This is a genomic window from Actinomycetospora sp. NBRC 106378 (genome assembly GCF_030269685.1).
GTDB lineage: Bacteria > Actinomycetota > Actinomycetes > Mycobacteriales > Pseudonocardiaceae > Actinomycetospora.
Genome location: NZ_BSTT01000005.1, coordinates 119,351 through 145,405 on the forward strand (window position 1 = coordinate 119,351; position 26,055 = coordinate 145,405).

11 protein-coding genes (1 of these 11 running past the window's edge) are annotated in these 26,055 nt (G+C 75.9%); 3 read left to right on the forward strand and 8 right to left on the reverse strand.

Annotation, left to right across the window (positions count from 1 at the left end; translation table 11 throughout):
- Positions 1 to 17,286: the 3' portion of a type I polyketide synthase gene (locus QSK00_RS13805; protein ID WP_285591588.1), read on the forward strand. The gene continues 15,099 nt to the left of window position 1, outside the view; only the last 17,286 of its 32,385 coding nucleotides appear in the window; the start codon falls outside the window, past its left edge; its stop codon occupies positions 17,284 to 17,286.
- A 122-nt stretch (positions 17,287 to 17,408) separates the two neighbouring features.
- On the forward strand, positions 17,409 to 18,164 hold the full coding sequence (locus tag QSK00_RS13810; protein WP_285591590.1) for a thioesterase II family protein: 756 nt from the start codon (positions 17,409 to 17,411) through the stop codon (positions 18,162 to 18,164).
- Positions 18,165 to 18,224: 60 nt separating this feature from the next.
- Here QSK00_RS13810 and QSK00_RS13815 read toward each other — a convergent pair whose 3' ends face one another.
- The 8 genes from QSK00_RS13815 to QSK00_RS13850 form a co-directional block, all read right to left on the reverse strand.
- Positions 18,225 to 18,422: an acyl-CoA carboxylase epsilon subunit gene (locus QSK00_RS13815; protein WP_285591592.1), complete on the reverse strand. Its 198-nt coding sequence runs from the start codon at positions 18,420 to 18,422 to the stop codon at positions 18,225 to 18,227.
- Positions 18,419 to 20,005: an acyl-CoA carboxylase subunit beta gene (locus QSK00_RS13820; RefSeq protein ID WP_285591594.1), complete on the reverse strand. Its 1,587-nt coding sequence runs from the start codon at positions 20,003 to 20,005 to the stop codon at positions 18,419 to 18,421. Before QSK00_RS13820 ends, QSK00_RS13815 begins: the two co-directional genes overlap by 4 nt.
- A 67-nt stretch (positions 20,006 to 20,072) precedes the next feature.
- Positions 20,073 to 20,618, reverse strand: coding sequence for a response regulator transcription factor (locus QSK00_RS13825; RefSeq protein WP_285591596.1), 546 nt, complete (start codon positions 20,616 to 20,618; stop codon positions 20,073 to 20,075).
- A gap of 388 nt (positions 20,619 to 21,006) precedes the next feature.
- Positions 21,007 to 21,291 (reverse strand): hypothetical protein, encoded by a 285-nt coding sequence (locus tag QSK00_RS13830; protein WP_285591598.1) that lies wholly within the window; start codon positions 21,289 to 21,291, stop codon positions 21,007 to 21,009.
- Between the two features lie 142 nt (positions 21,292 to 21,433).
- Positions 21,434 to 21,955, reverse strand: coding sequence for a MarR family winged helix-turn-helix transcriptional regulator (locus tag QSK00_RS13835; protein WP_285591600.1), 522 nt, complete (start codon positions 21,953 to 21,955; stop codon positions 21,434 to 21,436).
- Positions 21,956 to 22,179: 224 nt separating this feature from the next.
- Positions 22,180 to 22,962 carry an FHA domain-containing protein gene (locus tag QSK00_RS13840; RefSeq protein WP_285591604.1) on the reverse strand — a complete coding sequence of 261 codons (783 nt, stop codon included), beginning with the start codon at positions 22,960 to 22,962 and terminating at the stop codon, positions 22,180 to 22,182.
- 4 nt (positions 22,963 to 22,966) lie between these two features.
- Positions 22,967 to 24,241, reverse strand: coding sequence for an FHA domain-containing protein (locus QSK00_RS13845; RefSeq protein ID WP_285591605.1), 1,275 nt, complete (start codon positions 24,239 to 24,241; stop codon positions 22,967 to 22,969).
- A complete protein-coding gene (locus QSK00_RS13850; RefSeq protein ID WP_285591608.1) occupies positions 24,238 to 24,732 on the reverse strand; it encodes a hypothetical protein in 495 nt (164 codons plus the stop codon). The genes QSK00_RS13845 and QSK00_RS13850 overlap by 4 nt, the downstream gene beginning before the upstream one ends.
- Before the next feature lie 225 nt (positions 24,733 to 24,957).
- Between QSK00_RS13850 and QSK00_RS13855 the strand changes: the two genes are divergently transcribed.
- Complete coding sequence (locus QSK00_RS13855) at positions 24,958 to 26,052, forward strand: ferredoxin reductase (protein ID WP_285591611.1); 1,095 nt, start codon at positions 24,958 to 24,960, stop codon at positions 26,050 to 26,052.
- Positions 26,053 to 26,055: the final 3 nt, after the last annotated feature.

The window sequence follows — 26,055 nt, forward strand, 5'->3', positions numbered from 1 at the left end:
GCCGTCCCGCCGGTCGTCCTGTTCCCGGTCGTCGCCGACGGTCCCCTGCCGGAGGCCGCGCACGCGGCCGTGCAGGAGGTGCTCGCGCTCGCGCAGCGCTGGACCGACGAGGAGCGCCTCGCGGCCTCCCGCCTCGTCGTCGTGACCCGGGGCGCGACGCCCGCCGGCGGCACGCCCGTGACCGACCTCGTCGGCGCGGCCGTGGCCGGCCTCGTCCGCGTGGTGCAGACCGAGCACCCGGGCGCGGTCGCGCTCCTCGACCTGCCCACCGACCCGACCTCCGACGCCGCGCCCTCCGCCCTCGCCGGGGCGCTCGCCCTCGACGAGCCGTGGCTCGCGCTGCGCGCGGGCCGCGCCCTCGCCGCCCGCCTCGCCCGGGGGAATCCGACCGAGCCGGTCGCCCTCGACCCCGAGGGGACCGTGCTGGTCACCGGGGGCACGGGAGGCCTGGGAGCCGTCGTCGCCCGCCACCTCGTCGGGGAGTACGGGGTACGGCACCTGCTGCTCACCAGCCGTCGGGGCCCGGACGCCCCGGGTGCGGACGAGCTGACCGCAGACCTCGAGGCCCTGGGCGCCACGGTCTCCGTGCGGGCCTGCGACGTCGCCGACCGTGCCGCGCTCGACGCGCTGCTGACCGAGGCTCCGTCGTTGACCGCGGTGGTCCATGCGGCCGGGGTGCTCGAGGACGCGACGGTGGCGTCGTTGACCCCGGAGGCGGTGGAGCGGGTACTGGCGCCGAAGGTCGATGCGGCGTGGCACCTGCACGAGGCGACCGCCGGGCTGGAGCTGGCGGCGTTCGTGCTGTTCTCCTCGGCCGCCGGCGTGTTCGGCGGGGCCGGCCAGGGCAACTACGCCGCCGCGAACGCGTTCCTCGACGCCCTCGCGCACCACCGGCGAGCGCTCGGGCGGCCCGCCACCGCGATCGCGTGGGGCGCCTGGGCGCAGGAGGCCGGCATGACCGCCGGGCTCGACGAGCGCGACGTGCGCCGCGCCGCCGAGGCCGGGATGCCGCTCCTCGACGTGGAGCAGGGCCTCGCCCTCCTCGACGCCGCCGTGGGGGGCGACACCGCCGCGCCCGTCGCCGCCCGCCTGGACCTCGGGGTCCTGCGCAGCCGCCCGGTGGTGCCGGCGCTGCTGCGCGGCCTCGTCCGCGCCCCCTCCCGGCGCGCCGCCGCCGGCGGCACCGCCGACGGCGAGCTCGTCGAGCGCCTGCGTCGCCTCGCGCCCGTGCAGCGGGCCGAGGCCCTCGTCGACACGGTGCGCGGAGCGGTCGCGATGGTCCTCGGCCACGCCGACGGGTCCGCGCTCGAGGCGGACCGTGCGTTCCGCGACCTCGGGTTCGACTCCCTGACCGCCGTCGACCTCCGCAACCGCCTCGGCTCGGTCGCGGGCCTGCGGCTCTCGGCGACCGTCGTCTTCGACCACCCGACGATCGCGGCGCTGGCCGAGCACCTCGACGCCGAGTTGTTCGGCGACGAGCAGGCCGACGCCGCGGACGCCGTGCCGCTGCGGGCCCTGCCGCCCGTGGCGGACGACCCGATCGTCGTCGTCGGGATGGCCTGCCGGTACCCGGGCGGGGTCGCCTCGCCCGCGGACCTGTGGCGGCTGGTCGCCTCCGGGACCGACGCGATCAGCGGGTTCCCGACGAACCGCGGGTGGGATCTGGACGCCCTCTACGACCCGGACCCCGAGCACCTCGGCACCTCCTACGCCCGGGAGGGCGGGTTCCTGCACGACGCGGGGGAGTTCGACCCGGCGTTCTTCGGGATGAGCCCGCGCGAGGCCACCGCCACCGACGCCCAGCAGCGCCTGCTGCTGGAGACGACGTGGGAGGCGATCGAGCGGGCCGGGATCGACCCGACGAGCCTGCGCGGCAGCGCGACCGGCGTCTTCGCCGGCGTCATGTACAACGACTACTCCGACGCCCTCGCCGGCAAGGAGTACGAGGGCCTCGGCGGACAGGGCAGCGCGGGCAGCGTCGCGTCCGGCCGGGTGTCCTACACCTTCGGGCTGGAGGGCCCGGCGGTCACGGTGGACACGGCGTGCTCGTCGTCGCTGGTCGCGATGCACTGGGCGATGCAGGCCCTGCGTTCCGGGGAGTGCACGCTCGCGCTCGCCGGGGGCGTCACCGTCATGTCGAGCCCCACCACCTTCGTCGAGTTCTCCCGCCAGCGCGGCCTCGCCCCCGACGGCCGGTCGAAGGCCTTCTCCGACGACGCCGACGGCGTCGGCTGGTCCGAGGGCGTCGGCATGCTGGTCCTCGAGCGCCGTTCCGACGCGGAGGCGAACGGCCACCCGGTCCTCGCCGTGCTGCGCGGGTCGGCGGTCAACCAGGACGGCGCCTCCAACGGGCTCACGGCCCCGAACGGCCCGAGCCAGCAGCGGGTGATCCGCCAGGCCCTCGCCTCCGGGGGCCTGACGACCGCCGACGTCGACGTCGTGGAGGCCCACGGAACCGGCACCACCCTCGGTGACCCGATCGAGGCGCAGGCCCTGCTCGCGACCTACGGCCGGGACCGGGACCCGGAGCGGCCCCTGTGGCTCCGGTCGGTGAAGTCGAACCTCGGGCACACCCAGGCCGCCGCCGGGGTCGCCGGGATCATCACGATGGTCGAGGCGATGCGCCACGGCGTCCTGCCGCCCACCCTCCACGCCGGGACCGCCTCGTCGCACGTCGACTGGACGGCCGGCGAGGTCGCCCTCGTCACCGCGGCGACACCCTGGCCGTCGGCCGGGCGGCCGCGCCGTGCGGGGGTGTCGTCGTTCGGGATCAGCGGCACCAACGCCCACGTCGTCCTCGAGGCCGGACCGGGTCTCGGGACGACTCCGTCGTCGGAGCCGGTGGAGACCGGCGCCCTCCCGTGGGTCCTCTCCGCCGCGTCCGCGACGGCGCTGCGCGACCAGGCCGACCGGCTGCGGGACCACCTCGACTCGACGCCCGGGCTGCGCGCCCAGGACGTCGCGCTCGCCCTCGCGGGCACCCGCGCCACGCTGGCGCACCGCGCTGTCGTGGTGGCCGAGCCGCAGCAGGTCGACGCCGCGCTGGCCGCTCTCGCCGAGGGGCGCGAGGACCCGGCCGTGACGACCGGTGTCGTCGCGTCCGGCCGGACCGCGGTGCTGTTCTCGGGTCAGGGGTCGCAGCGGTGGGGGATGGGTCGTGAGCTCCATGGCCGGTTCCCGGTGTTCGCGGCGGCGTTCGACGCGGTGGCGGCCGGCTTCTCCGGTCTGTTGCCGGAGCCGTTGGACGAGGTGGTGTGGGGTTCGGACCCGGAGCTGCTGGACGAGACCGGGTGGGCGCAGCCGGCGTTGTTCGCCCTCGAGGTGGCGCTGTTCCGGCTGGTGGAGTCCTGGGGGGTGACCCCGGATGTGCTGGTGGGGCATTCGATCGGGGAGATCGCGGCGGCGCATGTGGCGGGGGTGTTCTCGCTACCCGACGCGTGTCGTCTGGTCGCGGCGCGGGCCACGTTGATGCAGGCCCTGCCCAAGGGTGGGGCGATGGTGGCGCTGGAGGCCACCGAGGACGAGGTGGCGCCGCTGCTGACCGGTGAGGTGTCGATCGCAGCGGTCAACGGACCCCGCTCGGTCGTGGTGTCCGGTGCCGCGGACGCTGTTGCTGCGGTGGTGGGCCGGTTCGAGGGGCGGCGGTCGACGAGTCTGCGGGTCTCGCACGCGTTCCACTCGCCGTTGATGGAGCCGATGCTGGCGGAGTTCGCCCAGGTCGCGGGGTCGCTGGAGTACCGGGCCCCGCAGCTGCCGGTCGTCTCCACCGTGACCGGTGGTGAGGCGGATCTGAGCGATTCGGGCTATTGGGTGGAGCAGGTCCGGGCCACGGTGCGGTTCGCCGATGCGGTGGAGACGCTGTCGTCCCGGGGCGTCCGGCGGTTCGTCGAGCTCGGCCCGGACGCCACCCTTGCCGGGCTCGTCGGGCAGACCGTCACCGACCCCGACGTGCTCACCGTCGCCGCCCTGCGCCGCGACACCCCGGAGCCGAGGACCGCGCTGATCGCCCTGGCCGCCCTGCACGTCCACGGGGGTCGCGTCGACCCCGCCGCGGCTCTCGTCGGGCTCGGGGCATCGACCGTCGAGCTGCCGACCTATCCCTTCGAGCACACCACCTACTGGCCCCGGGCCCGGCGACGCAGCGACGCCGCCGCGCTCGGGCTGACCGCCGCCGCGCACCCGCTGCTCGACGGCGCCGTGGAGCTCGCCGACGCCGACGGCGTCCTGCTCACCGGGCGGCTCGCGACCGCCACCCACCCGTGGCTCGCCGACCACGCCGTCGCCGGCCGGGTCCTGCTCCCCGGCACCGCGTTCGTCGAGCTCGCGCTGCGCGCCGGGGAGGAGGTCGGCTGCGACCACGTCGAGGACCTCACCCTCGGCGCCCCCCTCGCCCTGCCCGAGCACGGCGCCGTCCGGGTCCAGGTCCGCGTCGGGCCCGACGCCGGGTCCGGCCGACGGTCGCTGACCGTCCACGCCCGCCCCGACGGCGACCCCGACGCCCCCTGGACCCCGCACGCCACCGGCACGCTCGCCGACCGGCCCGCTCCTGCGGCCGAGCCGATCACGGTCTGGCCCCCGGCCGGCGCGGACGCCGTCGACCTCACCGGCTTCTACCCGGCGCGGGCCGAGGAGGGCTTCGGGTACGGCCCCGCCTTCGCGGGCCTGCGCGCCGCCTGGCGTCGCGGGGAGGAGGTGTTCGCCGAGGTCGCGCTGCCCGAGCACGTCCACGACGACGCCGCGACCGCCGCCCTGCACCCGGCCCTGCTCGACGCCGCCCTGCACGCGGCGTGGCTGCTCGACGGCCCGGGCGGGGACGTGCCGTTCGCCTGGACCGGGATCTCGGTGCGCGCCGCCGGCGCGACGGCCCTGCGCGTGGCCCTGCGCCGCGCGCCGGACGGCACGCTCGCCGTCGCCCTCGCCGACCTCACCGGCACGCCCGTCGCCGAGGTCGCCGAGCTCACCACCCGAGCCCCGGCCCGCGCCGACGACCCGCGCGACGACGCCCTGTTCCGCCTGGACTGGGTCCCGTTGACGATCGGCGCGGCCGGCCCGGCCGGGCCCGTCACCGTCCTGGGGCACGACCCGCTCGGCCTCGTCGCCGCCCTCGCCGACGCGGGCGCCGTCCACCGTGCCGAGCTGCCCGACGAGGTCCTCGTCGGCACGGTGCTGAGCACGCTCGACGAAGCCGGCGAGCCGGAGGAGGACGTCCCCGCCCGGGCGCACCGCCTCGCGCGCCGCGCCCTCGCGCTGGTGCAGACCCACCTGGCCGACCCGCGCCTGGCGGACACGCGCCTCGTCGTCGTGACCCGCGGGGCGACGACCGGCGCCGACCCGGCCGCGGCCGCGGCCTGGGGTCTGCTGCGGGCCGCCCGGTCCGAGCACCCCGACCGGTTCGGCCTGCTGGACCTCGACGCGGAGGCCTCCGCCGACGGGTCCCTCGTCGTGCCCGCCGCCGCCCTGGGCGGCGACGAGCCCGAGCTGCGCCTGCGCGGTGCGGCGGTCGAGGCCGCGCGCCTGGTCCGCGCGCCCGTCCCCCCGGTCGCCACCGACGACGCCGCGCCGCTCGACACGCACGGCCCCGTCCTGGTCACCGGCGGCACCGGTGGTCTCGGTGCCCTCGTCGCCCGCCACCTCGTCACCGGGCACGGTGTGCGCGACCTGCTGCTCGTCAGCCGACGCGGCGAGGACGCGACCGGGGCCGCCGAGATCACGGCGGACCTCACCGCCGCCGGGGCGCGGGTGCGCGTCGCGGCGTGCGACGTGACCGACCGCGCCGCACTGGACCGCCTGCTCGCCGGGACGCCGGTGTCGGCGGTCGTGCACACCGCGGGTGTCCTCGACGACGGTGTCGTCGAGGCCCTCACCCCCGAGCGCCTCGATCCGGTGCTGGCGCCCAAGGTGGACGGGGCGTGGCACCTGCACGACGCCACCCGCCACCTCGACCTGCGTGCCTTCGTGGTGTTCTCCTCGATGGCCGGCACGTTCGGCAGCGCGGGGCAGGCCAACTACGCGGCCGGCAACGCGTTCCTCGACGCCCTCGCGGCGCACCGCCGCGCCGCGGGCCTGCCCGGGCTCTCGCTGGCATGGGGCCCGTGGTCGGCGGGCAGCGGCATGACCGGCACCCTCAGCGAGGCCGAGCTCGAGCGGATCACCCGGTCCGGGGTGCCGCCGCTCGACCCGGCCACGGGGCTGGCCCTGTTCGACGCGGCCCTCGCCGGCGACGACGCGGCCCTCGTCCCGGTGCGCCTGGAGCTCGCGACCCTGCGCGCCCAGGGCGGGCCGGCGCCGCTGCTGCGCTCCCTCATCCGCACCCGCAGCCGACGGGGCGTCGTCACGGCGTCCCCGGTCGCGGACGACCTGCGGGCCCGGCTGCTCGCGCTCGACCCGACCGGGCGTACCGAGGTCCTCGCCGACCTCGTCCGCAGCCAGGTCGCCCTGGTGCTCGGCCACGGCGGCGCCGGCGAGGTCGACACGACCCGCGCCTTCCGCGACCTGGGCTTCGACTCGCTCACCGCGGTCGACCTGCGCAACCGCCTCGGCGCGGCCACCGGACTGCGCCTCCCGGCCACGACCGTGTTCGACCACCCGAGCGTCGACTCCCTCGTCGCCCACCTGCGCGACGAGCTGGTCGGGGACGAGACCCCGGTCGAGGCCGTGCCGGCCACCGCCGTCGTCACCGACGACCCGATCGTCGTCGTCGGGATGGCCTGCCGGTACCCGGGCGGGGTCGCCTCGCCCGAGGACCTGTGGCGGCTGATGGCCGACGGGACCGACGCGATCAGCGGGTTCCCGACCAACCGCGGCTGGGACCTCGCCGGGCTCTACCACCCCGACCCGGACCACACCGGCACCTCGTACACGGCCGCCGGCGGGTTCCTGCACGACGCGGGCGAGTTCGACCCGGCGTTCTTCGGGATGAGCCCGCGCGAAGCGCTCGCGACGGACGCCCAGCAGCGGCTGCTGCTGGAGTCGTCGTACGAGGCGATCGAGCGGGCCGGGATCGACCCGACCTCGCTGCGCGGCAGCGCGACCGGCGTCTTCGCCGGCGTCATGTACAACGACTACTCGACCGTCCTGGCCGGGCCCGAGTTCGAGGGCTTCCAGGGCAGCGGCAGCTCGCCGAGCATCGCCTCCGGTCGCGTGGCCTACACCCTGGGTCTCGAGGGGCCGGCGGTCACCGTCGACACCGCGTGCTCGTCGTCCCTGGTCGCGATGCACTGGGCCATGCAGGCCCTGCGCTCCGGCGAGTGCTCCCTCGCCCTCGCTGGGGGCGTGACGGTGATGTCGACGCCCGCGGTGTTCGTCGACTTCTCCCGCCAGCGCGGCCTCGCCCCCGACGGCCGGTGCAAGCCCTTCTCCGACGACGCCGACGGGGTCGGCTGGTCCGAGGGCGTCGGCATGCTCGTGCTGGAGCGCCGCTCGGACGCCGAGCGCCACGGTCACGAGATCCTCGGCGTGATCCGCGGGTCGGCGGTCAACCAGGACGGTGCCTCCAACGGGCTGACCGCCCCGAACGGGCCGTCCCAGCAGCGGGTGATCCGGCAGGCCCTCGCCGCCGGGGGACTGAGCGCCGTCGACGTCGATGTCGTCGAGGCGCACGGCACGGGCACGTCGCTGGGAGACCCGATCGAGGCGCAGGCGCTGCTCGCCACCTACGGCCAGGACCGCGACGAGCCGCTGCTGCTCGGCTCGGTCAAGTCGAACCTGGGCCACACGCAAGCCGCCGCGGGTGTCGCCGGCGTGATCAAGATGCTGCTCGCCATGCGGCACGGCGCCCTCCCGGCGTCGTTGCACGCGGCCACGGCCTCCTCGCACGTCGACTGGACCGCGGGCGACGTCGCGCTGCTCACGGAGACGACCCCGTGGCCCGAGACCGGCCGCCCGCGCCGCGCCGGGGTGTCGTCGTTCGGCATCAGCGGCACGAACGCCCACGTGGTCCTCGAGCAGCCCGTCCCGGAGCCGCCGGCGCCCGCCGTCGCGGACGGCCCCGTCGGCGCGGTGCCCTGGGTGCTCTCGGCCGCGTCCCCGACCTCGCTGACCGACCAGGCCGCCCGGCTGCTCGATGCGGTCGAGCACGGCGGCCTGCTCGACGACGGCCGCACCCCGGCCGACGTCGCCCGCGCGCTCGCCGACACCCGCGCCCGCCTCGACCACCGGGCCGTGGTGCTCGTCGACGACCGGGAGACCGCGACCGCCGCCCTGGCCGAGCTCGTGGCGGAGACGGACGCGGCTGCGGTCACCGGCCGGGCCCGTCCGGGTCGCCTGGCCGTCCTGTTCTCGGGTCAGGGGTCGCAGCGGCTGGGGATGGGGCGTGAGCTCCACGCCCGGTTCCCGGTGTTCGCGGCGGCGTTCGACGCGGTGTGTGCCGGGTTCTCCGGTCTGCTGGATCGGCCGTTGGGCGAGGTGGTGTGGGGTTCGGACCCGGAGTTGCTGGATGAGACGGGGTGGGCGCAGCCGGCGTTGTTCGCGCTGGAGGTGGCGCTGTTCCGGTTGGTGGAGTCGTGGGGGGTGGCCCCGGATGTGCTGGTGGGGCATTCGATCGGGGAGATCGCGGCGGCGCATGTGGCGGGGGTGTTCTCGCTGCCCGATGCGTGTCGTCTGGTGGCGGCGCGGGCGTCGTTGATGCAGGCCCTGCCCAAGGGTGGGGCGATGGTGGCGTTGGAGGCGACCGAGGACGAGGTGGCGCCGCTGCTGGCCGGTGAGGTGTCGATCGCGGCGGTGAACGGGCCCCGCTCGGTCGTGGTGTCCGGTGCCGCGGACGCGGTTGCTGCGGTGGTGGGCCGGTTCGAGGGTCGGCGGTCGACGAGTCTGCGGGTCTCGCACGCGTTCCACTCGCCGTTGATGGAGCCGATGCTGGCGGAGTTCGCCGTCGTGGCGGGGTCGCTGGAGTACCGGGCCCCGCAGCTGGCGGTGGTGTCGACGGTGACCGGTGGTGAGGCGGATCTGACCGACCCGGGCTATTGGGTGGAGCAGGTCCGGGCCACGGTGCGCTTCGCCGATGCGGTGGGGACGCTGTCGTCCCGGGGCGTCCGGCGGTTCGTCGAGCTCGGCCCGGACGCCACCCTCGCCGGGCTCGTCGGGCAGACGGCCGAGCCGGACGCCGCCGTCGTCGCGACCCTGCGTCCCGACACCGAGGAGCCGCGCTCCCTGCTGGCGGCCCTGGCCGCGCTGCACGTCGACGGCGAGCCGATCGACTGGACCGCCGTCCTCACGGGGTCGGGCGCGCGTCGGGTGCCGCTGCCGACCTACGCCTTCGCGCGGCAGTGGTTCTGGCCGACGGTCTCGGCGGCGCGCGGTGACGTGCGCGCGGCGGGCCTCGGTTCGCCGGGGCACCCGTTGCTGGGAGCCGCGGTGGAGCTGGCGTCCGGGGGCGGGTCGGTGCTGACCGGCCGGCTGTCGCTGGCGAGCACGCCGTGGCTGGGGGAACACCGGGTGATGGGCCAGGTCGTGGTCCCCGGGACCGCGCTGCTGGAGATGGTGCTGCGTTCCGGCGACGAGGTCGGAGCCGCCCGGGTGGAGGAGCTGACGCTGGCCGCACCGCTGGTGCTGCCCGAGACCGGCGCGGTCCGCGTCCAGGTCGTCGTCGAACCCGCCGGTGGGACCACCCGTCGCGTCGCGGTGTACTCCTGCCCGGACGACGCGGCCGAGCACGGCTGGACCCGGCACGCCGAGGGCGTCCTCGCCCCGGACGTCGCCGCGGCGCCGGGCTTCGACACCACCGTCTGGCCGCCCCGTGACGCCGAGCCGCTCGACGTCCTCGGGTGCTACGACGCCTTCGCCGACGCCGGCTTCGCCTACGGACCGCTCTTCGCGGGCCTGCGCGCAGCCTGGCGGGACGGCGACGTCCACTACGCCGAGGTCGCCCTGCCCGAGTCGACCGGGGACACCGCGGGAGGCTTCGGCCTGCATCCCGCCCTCGCCGACGCGGCCCTGCACGCCTCTCTGCTCACCGCCCTGGACCACGGCGACGCCACCGCGGTGCCGTTCGGCTGGCACGGGGTCACCCTCGCGGCCGCCGGGGCGACGACCCTGCGGGTGCGGCTGGCCCCGGCCGGCGCGGACGCGCTCGCGATCGACGCGGTCGACCCCGCGGGAGCACCGGTCTGGCACGTCGACGCTCTGGAGACCCGGGCACTGACCCCCGAGCACCTCGCGGGCCGGGACCCCGTGCTGCGCGATGCCCTGTTCGTCGTCGAGCACGCCCCGCTCGCGGCCGCCGACCTCCCGGCCCCGGCCGACGTCGCCGTCCTCGGGACCGACGGGCTCGGCGTCGCGAGCACGCTGACCGCGCTGGAGGTGGCCGTCTCGACGTGGTCCGACGTCGCGGCCCTCGCCGCGGCCGTGGCCGACGGGTCGACGCCTCCCGAGGCCGTCCTCCTGCCGGTGGGACCCGGGGGTGACGACCCCACGGCCGCCACCACCGCCGTGCTGGCCGTCCTGCAGGCGTGGCTGGCGCACGACGCGCTCGCCGGGATCCGGCTGCACGTCGTGACCCGCGGCGCCCCGGTCGATCCCGTTGCCGCGGCGGTCGGGGGACTGGTCCGGGCCGCCGCGACCGAGCACCCGGGCACCCTCGCCCTGGTCGACCTCGACGGCTCCGCCGCGTCGGGCGCCGCCCTGCTCCCGGCGCTGCGCCGGGACGAGCCGGAGATCGTCGTGGCCGAGGGCGAGGTCACCGCCCCGCGCCTGACCCGGCTGCCCGCCCCCACCGAGGAGCGGAGCGCCTGGGACCCGACCGGCACCGTCCTCGTCACCGGCGGCACCGGCGACCTCGGCGGGCTGCTCGCCCGTCACCTCGTCGCCGAGCACGGGGCGCGGCACCTGCTGCTGGTCGGCCGTCGTGGCCCGGAGACCCCGGGGGCGACCGAGCTCGCGGCGGAGCTCGAGGCGTTGGGGGCGTCGGTGTCCGTGGTGGCGTGCGACGTCGCCGACCGGGCGGCCGTGGACGCGCTGCTGGCCGGTGTCCCCGCCGAGCACCCGCTGACCGCCGTGGTCCACGCGGCCGGGATGCTCGACGACGCCACCATCGCGTCGTTGACGCCGGAGGCCGTCGAGCGCGTGTTCGCGGCCAAGGTCGACGCGGCCCGCCACCTGCACGAGGCGACCGCCGGGCTGGACCTGGCGGCGTTCGTGCTGTTCTCCTCGGCGGCCGGCGTGTTCGGCAGCGCCGGGCAGGGCAACTACGCCGCCGCCAACGCCTCCCTCGACGCGCTCGCCCGCCGACGCCACGAGCAGGGACTCCCCGGCGTCGCGCTGGCGTGGGGTGCCTGGGAGACCGGCGGCGGCATGGCGACCGGCGCCACCGCGCGCCTCGGCCGCTCGGGCATGCTCGCCGTCGACCCCGACGAGGGCCTCGCCCTGTTCGACGCTGCCCTGGGCGCCAACCGTCCCGTCGTCGTCCCCGCGCGCCTCGATCTCGCGGCGCTCGCCGGGCGCGACGACGTGCCCGCCCTGCTGCGGGGGCTGGTCCACGGCCGCAGCCGCCGGATCGCCGCCGGTGACGCGGTCGGCGGGTCGGCGCTCGCCGACCGGCTCGACGCGCTCACGCCGGAACAGCGGCGCGCCGAGCTGCTCGAGCTCGTCCGCACACACGTGGTGCGCGTCCTCGGGCACACCGACGCCGCCGCCGTCGATCCGACCACCTCGTTCCGCGACCTCGGGTTCGACTCGCTGACCGCCGTCGAGTTCCGGAACCGGCTCGGCACCGCCGCCGGCCTGCGGCTCCCGGCGACCGTCGTGTTCGACTACCCGAGCGTCCTCGCCCTCGCCGAGCACCTCGACGCCGAGCTCGGCGGCACGGCCGCCGACGAGCCGACGGTGGTCCCCACGGCCGTGCCCGGGACGGACGACCCGATCGTCGTCGTCGGGATGGCCTGCCGGTACCCGGGCGGGGTGTCCGACCCCGACGGGCTCTGGGACCTGGTCGCCTCCGGCACCGACGCGATCAGCGGGTTCCCGACGAACCGCGGGTGGGATCTGGACGCCCTCTACGACCCGGACCCCGCGCACACCGGCACCTCCTACACGCGCCACGGCGGATTCCTGCACGACGCGGGGGAGTTCGACCCGGCGTTCTTCGGGATGAGCCCGCGGGAGGCGCTCGCGACGGACGCGCAGCAGCGGTTGCTGCTGGAGTCGTCGTGGGAGGCGATCGAGCGGGCCGGGATCGACCCGACGTCGCTGCGCGGCAGCGCGACCGGGGTGTTCGCCGGGGTCATGTACAGCGACTACGGCAGCACCCTGGGCGGAGGTGAGCACGAGGGGTTCCAGGGCCAGGGGAGCGCCGGCAGCGTCGCGTCCGGCCGCGTGTCCTACACGTTCGGCTTCGAGGGCCCCGCGATGACCGTCGACACGGCGTGCTCCTCCTCGCTGGTCGCCATGCACCTCGCCGCGCAGGCCCTGCGCTCGGGCGAGTGCTCGCTGGCACTGGCCGGCGGTGTCACGGTGATGGCCACCCCCGGCGCATTCGTCGAGTTCTCCCGGCAGCGCGGCCTCGCCCCCGACGGCCGGTCGAAGGCGTTCGCCGACGCCGCCGACGGGGTCGCGTGGGCCGAGGGCGTCGGCATGCTGGTCCTCGAGCGCCGGTCGGACGCGCTGGCCCACGGCCACGAGATCCTCGCCGTGCTGCGCGGATCGGCGATCAACCAGGACGGCGCCTCCAACGGGCTCACCGCACCGAACGGGCCGTCCCAGCAGCGGGTCATCCGGCAGGCGCTCTCCGGTGCCGGCCTGACCCCGGGAGACGTCGACGCGGTCGAGGCGCACGGCACGGGCACCTCGCTGGGGGACCCGATCGAGGCGCAGGCGCTGCTCGCGACCTACGGCCGCGAGCGGGACCCGGAGCAGCCCCTGCTGCTCGGCTCGGTGAAGTCGAACCTGGGCCACACCCAGGCTGCCGCGGGCGTCGCCGGCGTGATCAAGATGATCCTCGCGATGCGCCACGGGGTGCTGCCGGCGACGTTGCACGTCGACGCGCCGTCCTCGCACGTGGACTGGTCGGCCGGCGAGGTCGCGCTGGTCACCGAGCCGACTCCGTGGCCGGCGGTCGACCGGCCGCGCCGGGCCGGGGTGTCGTCGTTCGGTATCAGCGGCACCAACGCCCACGTGGTCCTCGAGGCGCCCAACGGCCCCGCACCGACGACCGTCGATCGGACGCCACCGGCCCCGGGGACGGGCGTCGTCGGCACCGTGCCGTTCGTGCTCTCCGCGCGCACCCCGGAGGCACTGCAGGCCCAGGCCGGCCGGCTGGCCGACCTCCTCGAGGCCCGCCCCGCGCTGCGGCCGCTCGACGTCGGGTTCTCCCTGGCGACGACGCGGTCCGCCTTCCCGCACCGCGCCGTCCTCCCGGCCGCCGCCGGGACCGACCTGGTCGCCGCGCTGCGCTCGACGGCGGGATCGTCGCCGATGATCGTCGGCGAGGCCGACGGGACGCCCCTGGCCGTCCTGTTCTCGGGTCAGGGGTCGCAGCGGTGGGGGATGGGGCGTGAGCTCCATGGTCGGTTCCCGGTGTTCGGGGCGGCGTTCGACGCGGTGGTGGCCGGGTTCTCCGGTCTGCTGGATCGGCCGTTGGGCGAGGTGGTGTGGGGTTCGGACCCGGAGTTGCTGGATGAGACGGGGTGGGCGCAGCCGGCGTTGTTCGCCCTGGAGGTGGCGCTGTTCCGGTTGGTGGAGTCGTGGGGGGTGGCCCCGGATGTGCTGGTGGGGCATTCGATCGGGGAGATCGCGGCGGCGCATGTGGCGGGGGTGTTCTCGCTGCCCGACGCGTGTCGTCTGGTGGCGGCGCGGGCGTCGTTGATGCAGGCCCTGCCCACGGGTGGGGCGATGGTGGCGCTGGAGGCGACCGAGGCGGAGGTCTCGACGTGGCTGACCGGTGAGGTGTCGATCGCAGCGGTCAACGGTCCCCGCTCGGTGGTGGTCTCGGGCACCGGCGACGCGGTCGCGGCCGTCGTCGGGCAGTTCGCGGAGCGGCGCAGCACCACCCTGCGGGTCTCGCACGCGTTCCACTCGCCGTTGATGGAGCCGATGCTGGCGGAGTTCGCCACCGTGGCGGGGTCGCTGGACTACTCGACGCCGCGACTGCCGGTGGTGTCCACGGTGACCGGGAACGACGCGGATCTGAGCGATCCGGGCTATTGGGTGGAGCAGGTCCGGGCGACGGTGCGGTTCGCCGATGCGGTGGAGACGCTCGAGGCGCGTCGGGTGGGGACGTATCTGGAGGTGGGTCCGGGCGGGGTGCTCTCGGCGATGGTCGCGGGGGCGGTCGGTGGGGACGCGGTCGTGGTCCCGGCCCTGCGCCACGGCGCCGACACCGACTCCGACACCGGCACCGACGAGATCGAGGCGGTCACCGCGGCCCGCGCCGTGCTGCACACGCGCGGACGCGCCGGCGGCTGGGACGACGTCTTCGTCGGGACCGACGCCCGTCGGGTGGAGTTGCCGACGTACGCGTTCGCGCGGCAGTGGTTCTGGCCGGCGGTGTCGGCGGCGCGGGGTGACGTGCGGGCGGCGGGTCTGGCCTCGCCGGGTCACCCGTTGCTGGGGGCGGCGGTGGAGCTGGCCTCGGGTGGTGGGTCGGTGTTGACCGGTCGGCTGTCGCTCGCGAGCGCGCCGTGGCTGGGTGAGCACCGGGTGATGGGCCGGGTGGTGGTGCCGGGCACGGCGTTGTTGGAGATGGTGTTGCGGGCCGGGGACGAGGTGGGTGCACCGCGGGTGGAGGAGTTGACGTTGGCGGCGCCGTTGGTGCTGCCGGAGACCGGCGCGGTCCGCGTCCAGGTCGTCGTCGACGCCCCCGACGACGCGGGCCACCGCACGGTCGGCGTCTTCTCCCGCGACGACGACGCCACCGCGTGGAGCCGGCACGCCGAGGGCGTGCTGTCGGCCGGCACGGCGATCCCCACCGGGAGCACCGTCTGGCCGCCGCGGGACGCCGAGCCGCTGGACACCCGGGACTGCTACGACGCCTTCGCCGCCGCCGGGTTCGACTACGGCCCGCTCTTCCAGGGCCTGCGCGCGGCGTGGCGGCAGGGCGACGACGTCCTCGCCGAGGTCGAGCTGCCCGCCGGAGCCGGCGGGGAGCCCGCCGACGCCTTCGTCCTGCACCCCGCCCTCGCCGACGCGGCCCTGCACGCCTCCCTGCTCGCCGCCCTCGACGGCGACGCGGAGGGCGCCGCCCTGCCGTTCGGGTGGCGGGGTGTGACGGTCGGCGCGAGCGGAGCGACGAGCCTGCGGGTCCGGCTGGCCCCGGCCGGTCCGGACGCCGTCTCCGTCGACGCGTCCGATCCGGCCGGCGTCCCCGTGTGGCACGTGGACTCCCTGCTGACCCGCCGCGTCACCCCCGACCAGCTGTCGCCCGCCGGGCGCGACGACACCCTGTTCGCCGTCACGTGGGCCGACGTCACCCCCGACGTCACCCCCGACGTCGCCTCCGACGTCGCCACCGACGGGCCCGCCCCGTCGGTCGCCGTGCTCGGGGCCGACCCGGCCGGGCCGGGGGACCCGTTCGCCGACGCACCGCGCGTGGCGGACCTGGCGGACCTGGCCGCGTCGTCCGGGCCGCTGCCCGACCTCGTGCTGTTCCCGGTCGAGGGCGCCGGGCCGGACGTGCCCGGTGCCGCGCACGCGGCGACGCGGCGGGTGCTGGCGGTCCTGCAGCAGTGGCTCGCCGACGACACCGTCGCGGCGTCCCGCCTCGTCGTGGTCACCCGCGGCGCGGTCGCCGTGCAGGAGGGAGCCGAGGACGTCACCGATCCCGCGGCCGCGGCCGTCCGTGGGCTGGTCCGCGCCGCCGCGAGCGAGCACCCCGGGGTGTTCGGTCTGCTGGACCTCGATCCCGCGGTCCCGGTCGCAGAGGACGTCCTGGTCCGTGCGACGGGCGCGCTGCGGGACGAGCCGGAACTCGCCGTGCGCGCCGACCGGCTCCGCGCTCCGCGGCTCGCCCGTCAGGAGGTGCCGGACACGACCGCACCCTCCTGGGACCCGGACGGCACGGTGCTGGTCACCGGGGGCACGGGTGGTCTGGGGGCCGTGGTGGCCCGGCACCTGGTCGTCGGATACGGGGTGCGGCACCTGCTGCTGACCAGTCGGCGTGGTCCGGAGGCTCCGGGGGCGGCGGAGCTGGCCGCGGATCTGGAGGCGTTGGGGGCGTCGGTGTCGGTGCGGGCCTGCGACGTGGCCGACCGGTCGGCGGTCGACGCGCTGCTGGCCGGGATCGTTGCTGAGCATCCGCTGACCGCGGTGGTCCATGCGGCCGGGGTGCTCGAGGACGCGACGGTGGCGTCGTTGACCCCGGAGTCGGTGGAGCGGGTGCTGGCGCCGAAGGTCGATGCGGCGTGGCACCTGCACGAGGCGACCGCCGGGCTGGAGCTGGCGGCGTTCGTGCTGTTCTCCTCGGCCGCCGGCGTGTTCGGCAACGCCGGGCAGGGCAACTACGCCGCCGCGAACGCGTTCCTCGACGCCCTGGCGGCCCGTCGTCGCGAGCAGGGGCTGGTGGCGACGTCGCTCGCCTGGGGTGCCTGGGCGCAGGACGCCGGGATGGCGCGGGCGGCCACCGAGCGGCTGGGTCGCTCGGGCACGGTCGCCGTCTCCACCGAGGAGGGACTCGCAGCCCTCGACGCGGCCCTGGCCGCCGACCGGGCCCTGCTCGTCCCCGTCCGGCTCGACCTCGCCGTGCTGCGCGGCCTCGAGGAGGTGCCGCGACTGCTGTCGGGCCTGGTCCGGGGGCGGGTCCGCCGGGCCGCCGCGGCGGACGGCGCCGGTTCGGCGGAGGACCTCGGTCGTCGCCTCGCCGGGCTGGACGCGCGCGGCCAGGAGGAGCTGCTGCTCACCCTGGTCCGCGACCGGGCGGCCGAGGTCCTCGGCCACGCCGACGGCCGTGCGGTCGCCCCCCGGACCCGGTTCTCGGAGCTCGGGTTCGACTCGCTCACCGCCGTGGAGTTCCGCAACCGGCTGAACGCGGCCACGGGCCTGCGCCTGCCGGCCACCCTGCTGTTCGACCGGCCGACGGCGCTCGACGTGGTCGCGGACCTGCGGGAGCGGCTCGTCGTCGAGGAACCGACCGGGGCCGCGACGGTCCTCTCGGCCCTCGACCGGCTGGAGCGGGCCATGGCGGCCCTCGAGCTCGACGACGAGAGCGAACACCGCCGGGTGGCGGGGCGCATCGACGTCCTGCGCACGAAGTGGGCCCAGGTGGCTCTCCCGGCGGGGGACGAGGAGCCGGAGGACCTCGCCGACCTCGACGACGCCGACGACGACGCCATGTTCGCCCTGCTCGACGGCGAGCTGTCCTGACCTCGCCGCGGGGCGGGGGTGATCCCCGCCCCGCGGCGCAGGACTGGGGAATCGTCGGCCGTCGATGACGTCCACTCGGGACCGGGGACCGTTCCGCCCCGTCCCACCCCGAGGAGGACCCCATGACGACCGCGACCGATCCGAGTCTCTGGCTCCGGAGCTTCCACCCGCAGCCGAGCAGGCCCGTGCAGCTCGTCTGCTTCCCGCACGCCGGCGGCTCGGCGTCCTTCTACTTCCCGGTCTCCGCGGAGCTCTCCGCCGTGGCCGACGTCGTCACGCTGCAGTACCCGGGCCGCCAGGACCGGCGCACCGAGACCAGCCCCGCCGACCTCCACGAGCTCGCCGACCTCGTCCACGGGGCGCTGCGCGGCGTCGTCGGCAACCGGCCGACCGTGTTCTTCGGACACAGCATGGGGGCGACGCTCGCCTTCGAGGTGACGCGCCGGTTCGAGGCCGAGGGCACGAGCCCGGCGCTGCTCGTGGCGTCCGGGCGCCGCGCGCCGTCGTGCGCGCGCCCCGAACAGGTCCACCGCCTCGACGACGAGGCGGTCGTCGCGGAGCTGACGGCGCTGGCCGGCACCGACACCGCGGTCCTCGGGGACGAGGAGATCCTGCGGATGGTCCTGCCGGCCATCCGCAGCGACTACCAGGCGATCGAGACCTACCGGTGCCCGCCCGACGTCACGGTGACCGCGCCGGTGCACGTGCTCACCGGCGACGCCGACCCCAAGACCACGCTCGAGGAGGCGCGGGCCTGGGAGCGCCACACCACCGGCGCCTTCGACCTCGAGGTCCACCCCGGCGGGCACTTCTTCCTGACCTCGCGCGCCCCGCAGATCCTGGCGTGGCTGCGGGACCGCCTCACCGCGCTCTCCTGACCGGCGCACGACGAGGGCCCCGCACCGGTCTCGGTGCGGGGCCCTCGTCGTGCGGTCGACTCAGCGGTGGGGACCGGTCCAGCTCGTCGGGGCCACCCACCCGTCGTGGTGGACCCACGGGGCGGTGCGGACGGGTCGGCCCGGGTCGGGTGCGGGTGCGGCGGCCGTGGCGAGGAGGGCCACGACCACGGCCGCCAGCTCGTCCGCGGTCGGGGCACCCGCCACGACCTGCAGCAGGGGCCCCGTCCCGCTCGTCACGTCGGCGGGTTGCCGTGCTTGCGCGACGGCAGGTCGGCGCGCTTCGCGCGCAGGACGGCGAGGGCGTCGACCAGGGCCGCCCGCGTGTCGGCCGGGTCGATGACGTCGTCGACGAGACCGGCCTCGGCGGCGTAGTAGGGGTGCATCAGCTCCTGGCGGTACTGCTTGATGCGCTGGGCGCGGGTCGCCTCGGGATCGGGGGAGGCGGCGATCTCCCGGCGGAAGATGACGTTGGCGGCCGCCTCCGCCCCCATCACGGCGATCTCGTTCGTCGGCCAGGCGAGGGAGATGTCGGCGCCGATCGAGCGGGAGTCCATGACGATGTACGCCCCGCCGTAGGCCTTGCGCAGGATGAGCTGCACGCGGGGGACGGTCGCCGCGCAGTAGGCGTAGAGCAGTTTCGCGCCGTGGCGGATGATGCCGCCGTGCTCCTGGTCGCCGCCGGGCAGGAAGCCCGGGACGTCGACGAGGGTGACCAGCGGGATGCTGAACGCGTCGCAGGTGGAGACGAACCGGGCGGCCTTCTCGGAGGCGGAGATGTCGAGCACCCCGGCCAGCGACGAGGGCTGGTTCGCGACGATGCCGACGGTGTGCCCGTCGAGCCGGGCGAGCCCGCAGACGATGTTGGTGGCCCAGGACGCGTGGACCTCGAACAGGTCGCCGTCGTCCACGATCTCGGCGACGACGTCGCGCATGTCGTAGACGCGCGAGGCGTCCGCGGGGACGAGGTCGAGCAGTGCCTCGGTGCGACGGTCGGCGGGGTCGCCCGTCGGCACGACCGGAGGGGCCTCGCGGTTGTTCGCGGGCAGGAGCGAGACCAGGTGGCGGACGTCGGCGAAGCAGCTCTCCTCGTCGTCGTAGACGAAGCCGCCGGACCCCGACCGGGTGCCGTGCACCTCGGCCCCGCCGAGTCCCTCGTGGTCGATCGTCTCGCCGGTCACCGCGGCCACGACGTCGGGGCCCGTGATGTACATCTGCGCGATGTCGCGCACCATGAAGACGTAGTCGGTGAGGGCGGGGGAGTAGGCGGCCCCGCCGGCGCACGGGCCGAGCATGACGCTGATCTGGGGCACCACCCCGGAGGCGCGGACGTTGCGCCGGAAGATCCCGCCGTAGCCCGCGAGGGCGGTCACGCCCTCCTGGATGCGGGCCCCGGCGCCGTCGCTGAGGCTGATCAGCGGTGCGCCCGAGGACTCCGCGAGGTCCATGAGCTTGTGGATCTTCGCCGCGTGCGCCTCCCCGAGGGAGCCGCCGAAGATGCGGAAGTCGTGGGCGTAGACGAAGACCGTGCGGCCGTCGATCCTGCCCCAGCCCGTCACGACGCCGTCGGTGTGCGGGCGCTGGTCCTCCAGCCCGAAGCCGTGGGAGCGGTGCCGGCGGAACTGCTCGATCTCGCGGAAGGAGCCCTCGTCGAGGAGCAGGTCGAGACGTTCGGTCACCGTCAGCTTGCCCTTGGCGTGCTGGCGCTCGGTCGCGTGCGGGGACGGGCCCTCGGCGGTGCGGGCTCGCAGGTCGTGGAGCTCGGACACCCTCGACCGCAGGTCCGCGGTCCGCGTGTCGCCGACGTTCTCGATGGTGGTCATGGTGAACCTCTTCGGTTCCGGCGGCCCCGCTCCTCGCGTGGCGCGCGGCGGCGTGGGCGACAGCGACTCACTGCACGTGGTCGGGGAGGACGTGGGGCGGCCAGGCGCCGATCTCGAAGAGACCCTGGGCGTACGCCTTGGAGATGAGCGCGGGGCGGTTCTTGACCTTGAAACGCCGCAGCAGCGAGGTGACGTGGTACTCCACGCCCCCGCGGCTGAGGAAGAGGTTGGCCGCCAGCTGGACCGTGGAGGCGCCGGACGCGACCCCCTGCAGGATCTTGGCGTCCATGTCGGTGAGCTGTCGGGACGGGCCGGTCGGGGAGGCGGACCGGCCGCCGCCCTCGGGGTCCAGCACCGCGACCACGCCGTCGACGTGTCCGGCGGTCCGGACCACGGCCGTCGCGGTGAGGTGTCCCCGGACGTCGGCACCGCGGCCGAGCAGCGTCACGGGGGTGCGGCGCATCCGGGCGTTCTGCCCGTCGAAGAGCCGCTCCAGGCCGGCGCGAGCGAGGGCCCGCACGCTCGGGTCGAGCAGGTCACAGAACGAGGTGCCGCACAGGTCGCCCGGAACCGCGTCCCGGAAGACGCGGAAGGTCTCGTCGTTTGCCGCCACGATGCGGAGGGAACGGTCGAGGGAGACCGTGCACGAGGGGCGCATGTCGGTGGCGGGGGAAGCGGTCGCGGGCGCAGGTGCGGCGGGAAGAGAACGCATGTCCTGTCCTCCGTCTTCAGAGGGCTCCGAGCCGTGTCGGAGAGGCGAGAGACGATCGCCGGGTGGCCTCTCCGACGTTAGGAACGGCGTCGAAACCCCGTCAACGGCCCGGGGAGTAAACGCTTAACACTGTGGTTCGGCCGGTGGGGGTGTGGTTCGGGGTCGGTACGGTGCGTGGTCGACCGCACTACGGTGCCGCCCCGGACGAGGTAGGGCTTTCACCAGCACGACCGGGTCCACAGTGGGGCCATGGCGTGTGCCGACGGCCCAGACGACGGGGACGAGCGGCCTAACGGGCGACGAACCCCGAATAGGCCAATCGTTCCAGCCACTCCGACATGCGGTCACGCAGCGTCCACGGTTCGACGCCCCAGTTCTCCGAGAGCATCAACGCGGCGTCGCCGAGGCTCCACGCGTTGCGACTCAGCGCGACCCACATCGCCGTCTCCTGCGCCGTGCACAGCAACGCCTCCGGGGTGCCGGGCGCGTGCAGCTCCATCCAGCCGTTCGACAACACGTCGATGCGCAGCCCGGCGACCGGCTCCCACGGTCGGGTGTCCGAAGGCGAATCCACGACAGCCACCTCTTCACCACCGGGCCGGGCACTCGGGCCCCGCCGTCTGCTCGTCACCCGTCATCTCGTCGGCGTTCAGGATGGTACCCAGCGGGGAGATGGATATCACTACTATCGAATGGCTCCGGGACGGTCCCGGGCCCTACCCCTCCGCGACCTTCTCCCAGCGCTCGGCGAGCCGGTCCAGGTCGCCGAGCAGCGCGGCGAACTCGCCCTCGCCGTCGGGGGATCCGTCCGGGGCACCCATCAGCTCGGCGTGCAGGCGCGAGACCTTGGCGGTCACGTCGTCGAACAGCGTCACGCCCTGATCGGTCAACGTCAGCAGCTTGCGGCGCCCGTCCGATGGCGCCGTGTCGCGGCGGATCAGCGACCGGTCCTCGAGCCGCCGGCAGACGTCGGCCATGGTGGAGCGGTCCAGCGCCACGCAGGCCGCGAGCGAGCCCTGGTCGACCTCCGGGTACTCCCGCACCGCCGTGAGCACGGCGAACTGCGGTCCGGTCAGCGTGGTGTCGACGTGGCGCAGCCACGCCGCCGAGTAGGCCTGGTACAGCCGCCGTGCGAGGAACCCCGGCGACCCGCGCAGCGTCTCGGGCGTCGTGGGCCGTCCCGGCGGGTGGGGCGGCACCGTCGCCGCCGTGGTGGTCCCGTCGTCGTCTCCGGTCATCGGTCGTCCTCGTTCCCCCGGGCGCCGGAGGAGCCCACGCGGACGGTCACGAGGAGTCGCCCTCGGTGATGAAGACCGACCGCGTCCTCCGTCCGACGCGTCCTGCGCGTCACCCGTCCGGCGTGGACGGTGACGCCTTCCCCCCAATACGTCGCGTGACGCGACACGGTTGAGCACGCTACGACCTCACCGGGGTCGCAGGCGAGAGGACACGGCGCGAAGCGTCAGGACGATCGGGACGCCAGGGGGGCCGGGACCTCGGCCGGGAAGAGCCGCCGGACGTCGTCGAGGGTCACCAGCCGCAGTCCGATGACCTGGTCGACCACCGCGACCCGCCAGCCGCGGGTCTTGTCGTTCAGGCGCACCCCGCGCAGCCACCGCTGGGCGTGCCGGAACGCCTCGCTCTGCGTCTTCGGGCTCGGCACCGGCCGGCCTGCGGCGCGGTGCCAGCCGGCGATCTGGTCGGCGTCGCCGTGGACGTCCCTCGCCACACCGTCCGGGCTGAGGGCGGCCGCGATGAGGGTCGGCCCGCACGCGGCCACCAGCACCGACCACCACGTCTCGTCGGTGGGCAGGGCCGCGTTGACCGTCCGGCCCCCGGAGAGGTCGTCGCGGTCCGCCGCCGCGGCGGTGGGCGCGAACGCGAGCAGCGCCAGCGTCACCTCGCGTCCGTCGGCGAGCCAGAGCCCAAGCGAGGCCCGGGAGTCGCGCACGAGCAGGCCGTTGCCCTCCCGGATCCGGTCCTGCCCGGCGACCCCGGGGACCACGAGGGTCAGCTGCCCGCCGTGGCGCTGCCGGTTGATGACCAGGTACGCGTCGTCGCGGATCTCGATCTCGGCCGCGACGCGGGAGACCTGGTCGTCGTCGACCTGGACGTGCCGGTCGGTCGCGCCGTTGCGTCCGATGGTGGCCGTCTCGCCCCACGGGACGGACAGCCGCCGCTCGGTGCGGACGTCGAGCAGCGCCAGCCCTCCCCGGGGGAGGCGCCCGACCGCCGCTTGCCGCACGCGATCAGTATCCCCGGACGACGACCTGCGTGGTCGTGGTCGTGGCCGGGTCGGTGCCCTCGGCCGCGAGCAGCCGCAGTCGGGGGCCGTCCGTGCCGAGGGTGATCTCGGCGCCGGGCGGGAGCGGGGTCGGCCCGTCGATCCGCCGGCCGTCGACCCGCGTGCCGTTGGTGGAGCCCAGGTCGGTCGCGACCCAGCGGCCGGAACGGTCGGGCGCGAGGCGCAGGTGCCGCCACGACACCCCCGGGTGCTCGACCGGCAGGCCCGCCGAGGGGTCGCGGCCCAGGTCGACGGCCCCGGTCAGGTCGGTGTCGGTCAGGCGCGCGCCCGCCGCGTCCTCCACGACCAGCACGGCCTTCGGTCGGGTCCCGACGACGAGCGTGCGCAGCGCTGCCGGCACGGCGCCGGTCATGCGGGTCGCCAGGGCGGCGAGGCCCCCGGCGGGGGGTCCACCCCGGCCCGGCGTCCGCCGTGGCCCACCGCTGACGTCCGACGTCAGCAGCTCGCCACGGCCGCCGGGCCGGGGGCCCTGGTGTCCGGGGGCGCGCCTCCCGCCCCCGGACCCGGGAGGGACGGGGCCGCTGCCCCGGCCGTCCCACCCGGTGCCCGGCCCGAGCGCGGCCGGGCCCCCTCCCGCTCCCCGCGCCGGGGCGAGAGGGACCGCCGTCGACGCACACGCGGCGGCGACGGGGGTCTGTTGCGGCTCGGAGAAGGCCGCGGTGACGACGACGCGGCCGAGCGGCACGTCGTCGGTGACGAGCAGGTGCACCCAGGTCCGCTCGGCGAGGCGGCGCACGCCCCGGTCGCGCCCGCGCTCGACGTAGCCCTCGGCGAGCTCGCGGGCCAGTGCCTCGAGCGGGCGCCGCTGCGCGACCTCCGCGCCGTCGACGGGGTTCCACTCCACCCACAGGTGCGGCGCCGCGACCTGCTGGCCGCGCGGCGTCCACACGAGGGCGTCGTCGCCGTCGAGGCGTTCCGCGGTCACCCGCAGCAGGCCGTCGCCGTGCACCCAGGGCCGCGCGAGCACGGCGCGCAGGGCCCGGCGGACCGGCGCCGCGGCCGTCGGGGCGACGGCCAGGTCCACGGTCGCGGTGGTCGACGGGGGAGCGGCGAGCGGCTCCGGCCGCGGCCGTGCCCAGGCGGTGACGACGACGGCGAGCCCGGCGGCGAGCGCGACGAGGACGACGATCAGGACCGCGACCAGCAACGATCCGGTCGTCCACCACAGCAGCAGGAGCCCGACGAGGACCCCGCCGGCGACGAGCCGGGTGCGGTTCATCGGTCCGACCCGATCGCGGTGACCCGCTCCAGTCCGGGCACCTGACCCGCGACCTGGGCCGGCGTCGGGAGGTGCGCGGCCGCCGTCGTCAGGACCCCGCTGTTCTCGGCGGCACGGCCGGCCCAGGCCGGACCGATCGCGATCACGGCCGCGCCGATCAGCACGCACACCACCAGCGCGAGGCCGCCGTGGGCGAGGACCCCGACGGCGCGGTCGACCAGCACCGGGCGCGCGTACCGCCCGTCGGCCCGCGCGGCCAGGGTGTCCGCGAGGCGGCGCCCGAGGCCCAGGCCGATCAGGCCCGCGACGAGCACGCAGGCGATGAGCAGCGGAGTCGAGGCGGCGTCCCACCACCCGGCGACGGCGGCGCCCACGATCACGCCCACGGCGGCCCCGGCCAGCGAAAGCACCAGGGACGTCCCGCCGCGACGCCAGCCGCGCCAGGCGGCGAGGGCGACGACGGCGAGCACCACGAGATCCACGAGCGTCACGGGTCCTCCTCGGACTGAAGCGGTCTCCACCGAGTGAAGCGACGCGGCGAGGACCGCGGGGACCCGTCGTCGGGAACTAATTACCGAGTCCCGGGCGGCGCGTGACCCGGCGCACGCCGGCGATTGTGACCCGGATCGTGGGGTCTATTCGGTACCGTGGGTAGCGGTAACCGCAAGTCTCCGGTACTCCTGGTACCTAGAAGTTCACCAGGCAGAGGAGACACCGTGACGGCCGCACTCTCACCACGCGTTCGGCGCCTGCGTGATCTGGCGACCCGCCTCACCACGCCGCTGCTCCCGGACGACTACCTGACCCTGATCAACCCGCTGTGGTCCGCCCGTGAGCTGCGGGGCCGGATCGTCAGCGTCACCCCGGAGGCCGAGGACGCGGCGACCCTCGTCGTCGAGCCCGGCTGGGGCTGGGACTTCCCGCACGCCGCCGGCCAGTACATCGGCATCGGCGTCGCCATCGACGGGCGCTTCGTCTGGCGCTCGTACTCGCTGACCACGCCGCCGTCGCGCGACGGCAAGCGCCTCGTGATCACCGTCCGCGCCATGCCGGACGGGTTCGCCTCGCAGCACCTCGTCTCCGGCGTCGCACCGGGCACCGTCGTGCGCCTGGCCCCGCCCGCGGGCGAGTTCGTCCTGCCCGACCCGCTCCCGTCGAAGGTCCTCTTCCTGACGGCGGGTTCCGGCATCACCCCGGTCATGGCGATGCTGCGCTCGCTCGACCGACGCGGCTCCGAGGACGACGTCGTGCTCGTCCACTCGGCTCCCGACGCCGACCGGGCGTTGTTCGCCGACGAGCTCGACCTGCTCGCCCGCCGCCACCCGACGTGGCGGATCGTGCAGCGCCACACGCGGACCGAGGGCCACCTGACGCTGCCCGCCGGGCTCGACGACGTCGTGCCCGACTGGCGGGAGCGCCAGACCTGGGCCTGCGGCCCCGCCGAGATGCTCGACGACGCCGAGCAGGCGTTCGCCGACGCGGGCCTCGCCGACGCGCTGCACCTCGAGCGGTTCGCGGCCTCGTTCTCCGGCTCCGCCGAGGGCGGCACGATCACGTTCGCCCGCTCCGGCCGCACCGTCGAGACCGACGGCGCCACCACCGTCCTCCAGGCCGGCGAGCAGGCCGGCATCCCGATGCCCTTCGGCTGCCGCATGGGCATCTGCCACACCTGCGTCGCGCCCCTGAGCTCCGGCGCCGTGCGCGACCTGCGCGACGGCACCGAGTCGCGCGTGGCCGACACCGACCAGTCCACCCGCACCGTCCAGACCTGCGTCACCGCCGCTTCCGGTGACTGCACGGTCGACCTGTAAGAG

Bases quoted from the DNA above. Each gene is read 5' to 3' on its own strand.
- QSK00_RS13810 (WP_285591590.1), top strand. From the start codon at position 17,409: ATGACGACCGCGACCGATCCGAGTCTCTGGCTCCGGAGCTTCCACCCG.
- QSK00_RS13835 (WP_285591600.1), bottom strand. From the start codon at position 21,955: ATGACCGGAGACGACGACGGGACCACCACGGCGGCGACGGTGCCGCCC.
- QSK00_RS13820 (WP_285591594.1), bottom strand. From the start codon at position 20,005: ATGACCACCATCGAGAACGTCGGCGACACGCGGACCGCGGACCTGCGG.
- QSK00_RS13845 (WP_285591605.1), bottom strand. From the start codon at position 24,241: ATGAACCGCACCCGGCTCGTCGCCGGCGGGGTCCTCGTCGGGCTCCTG.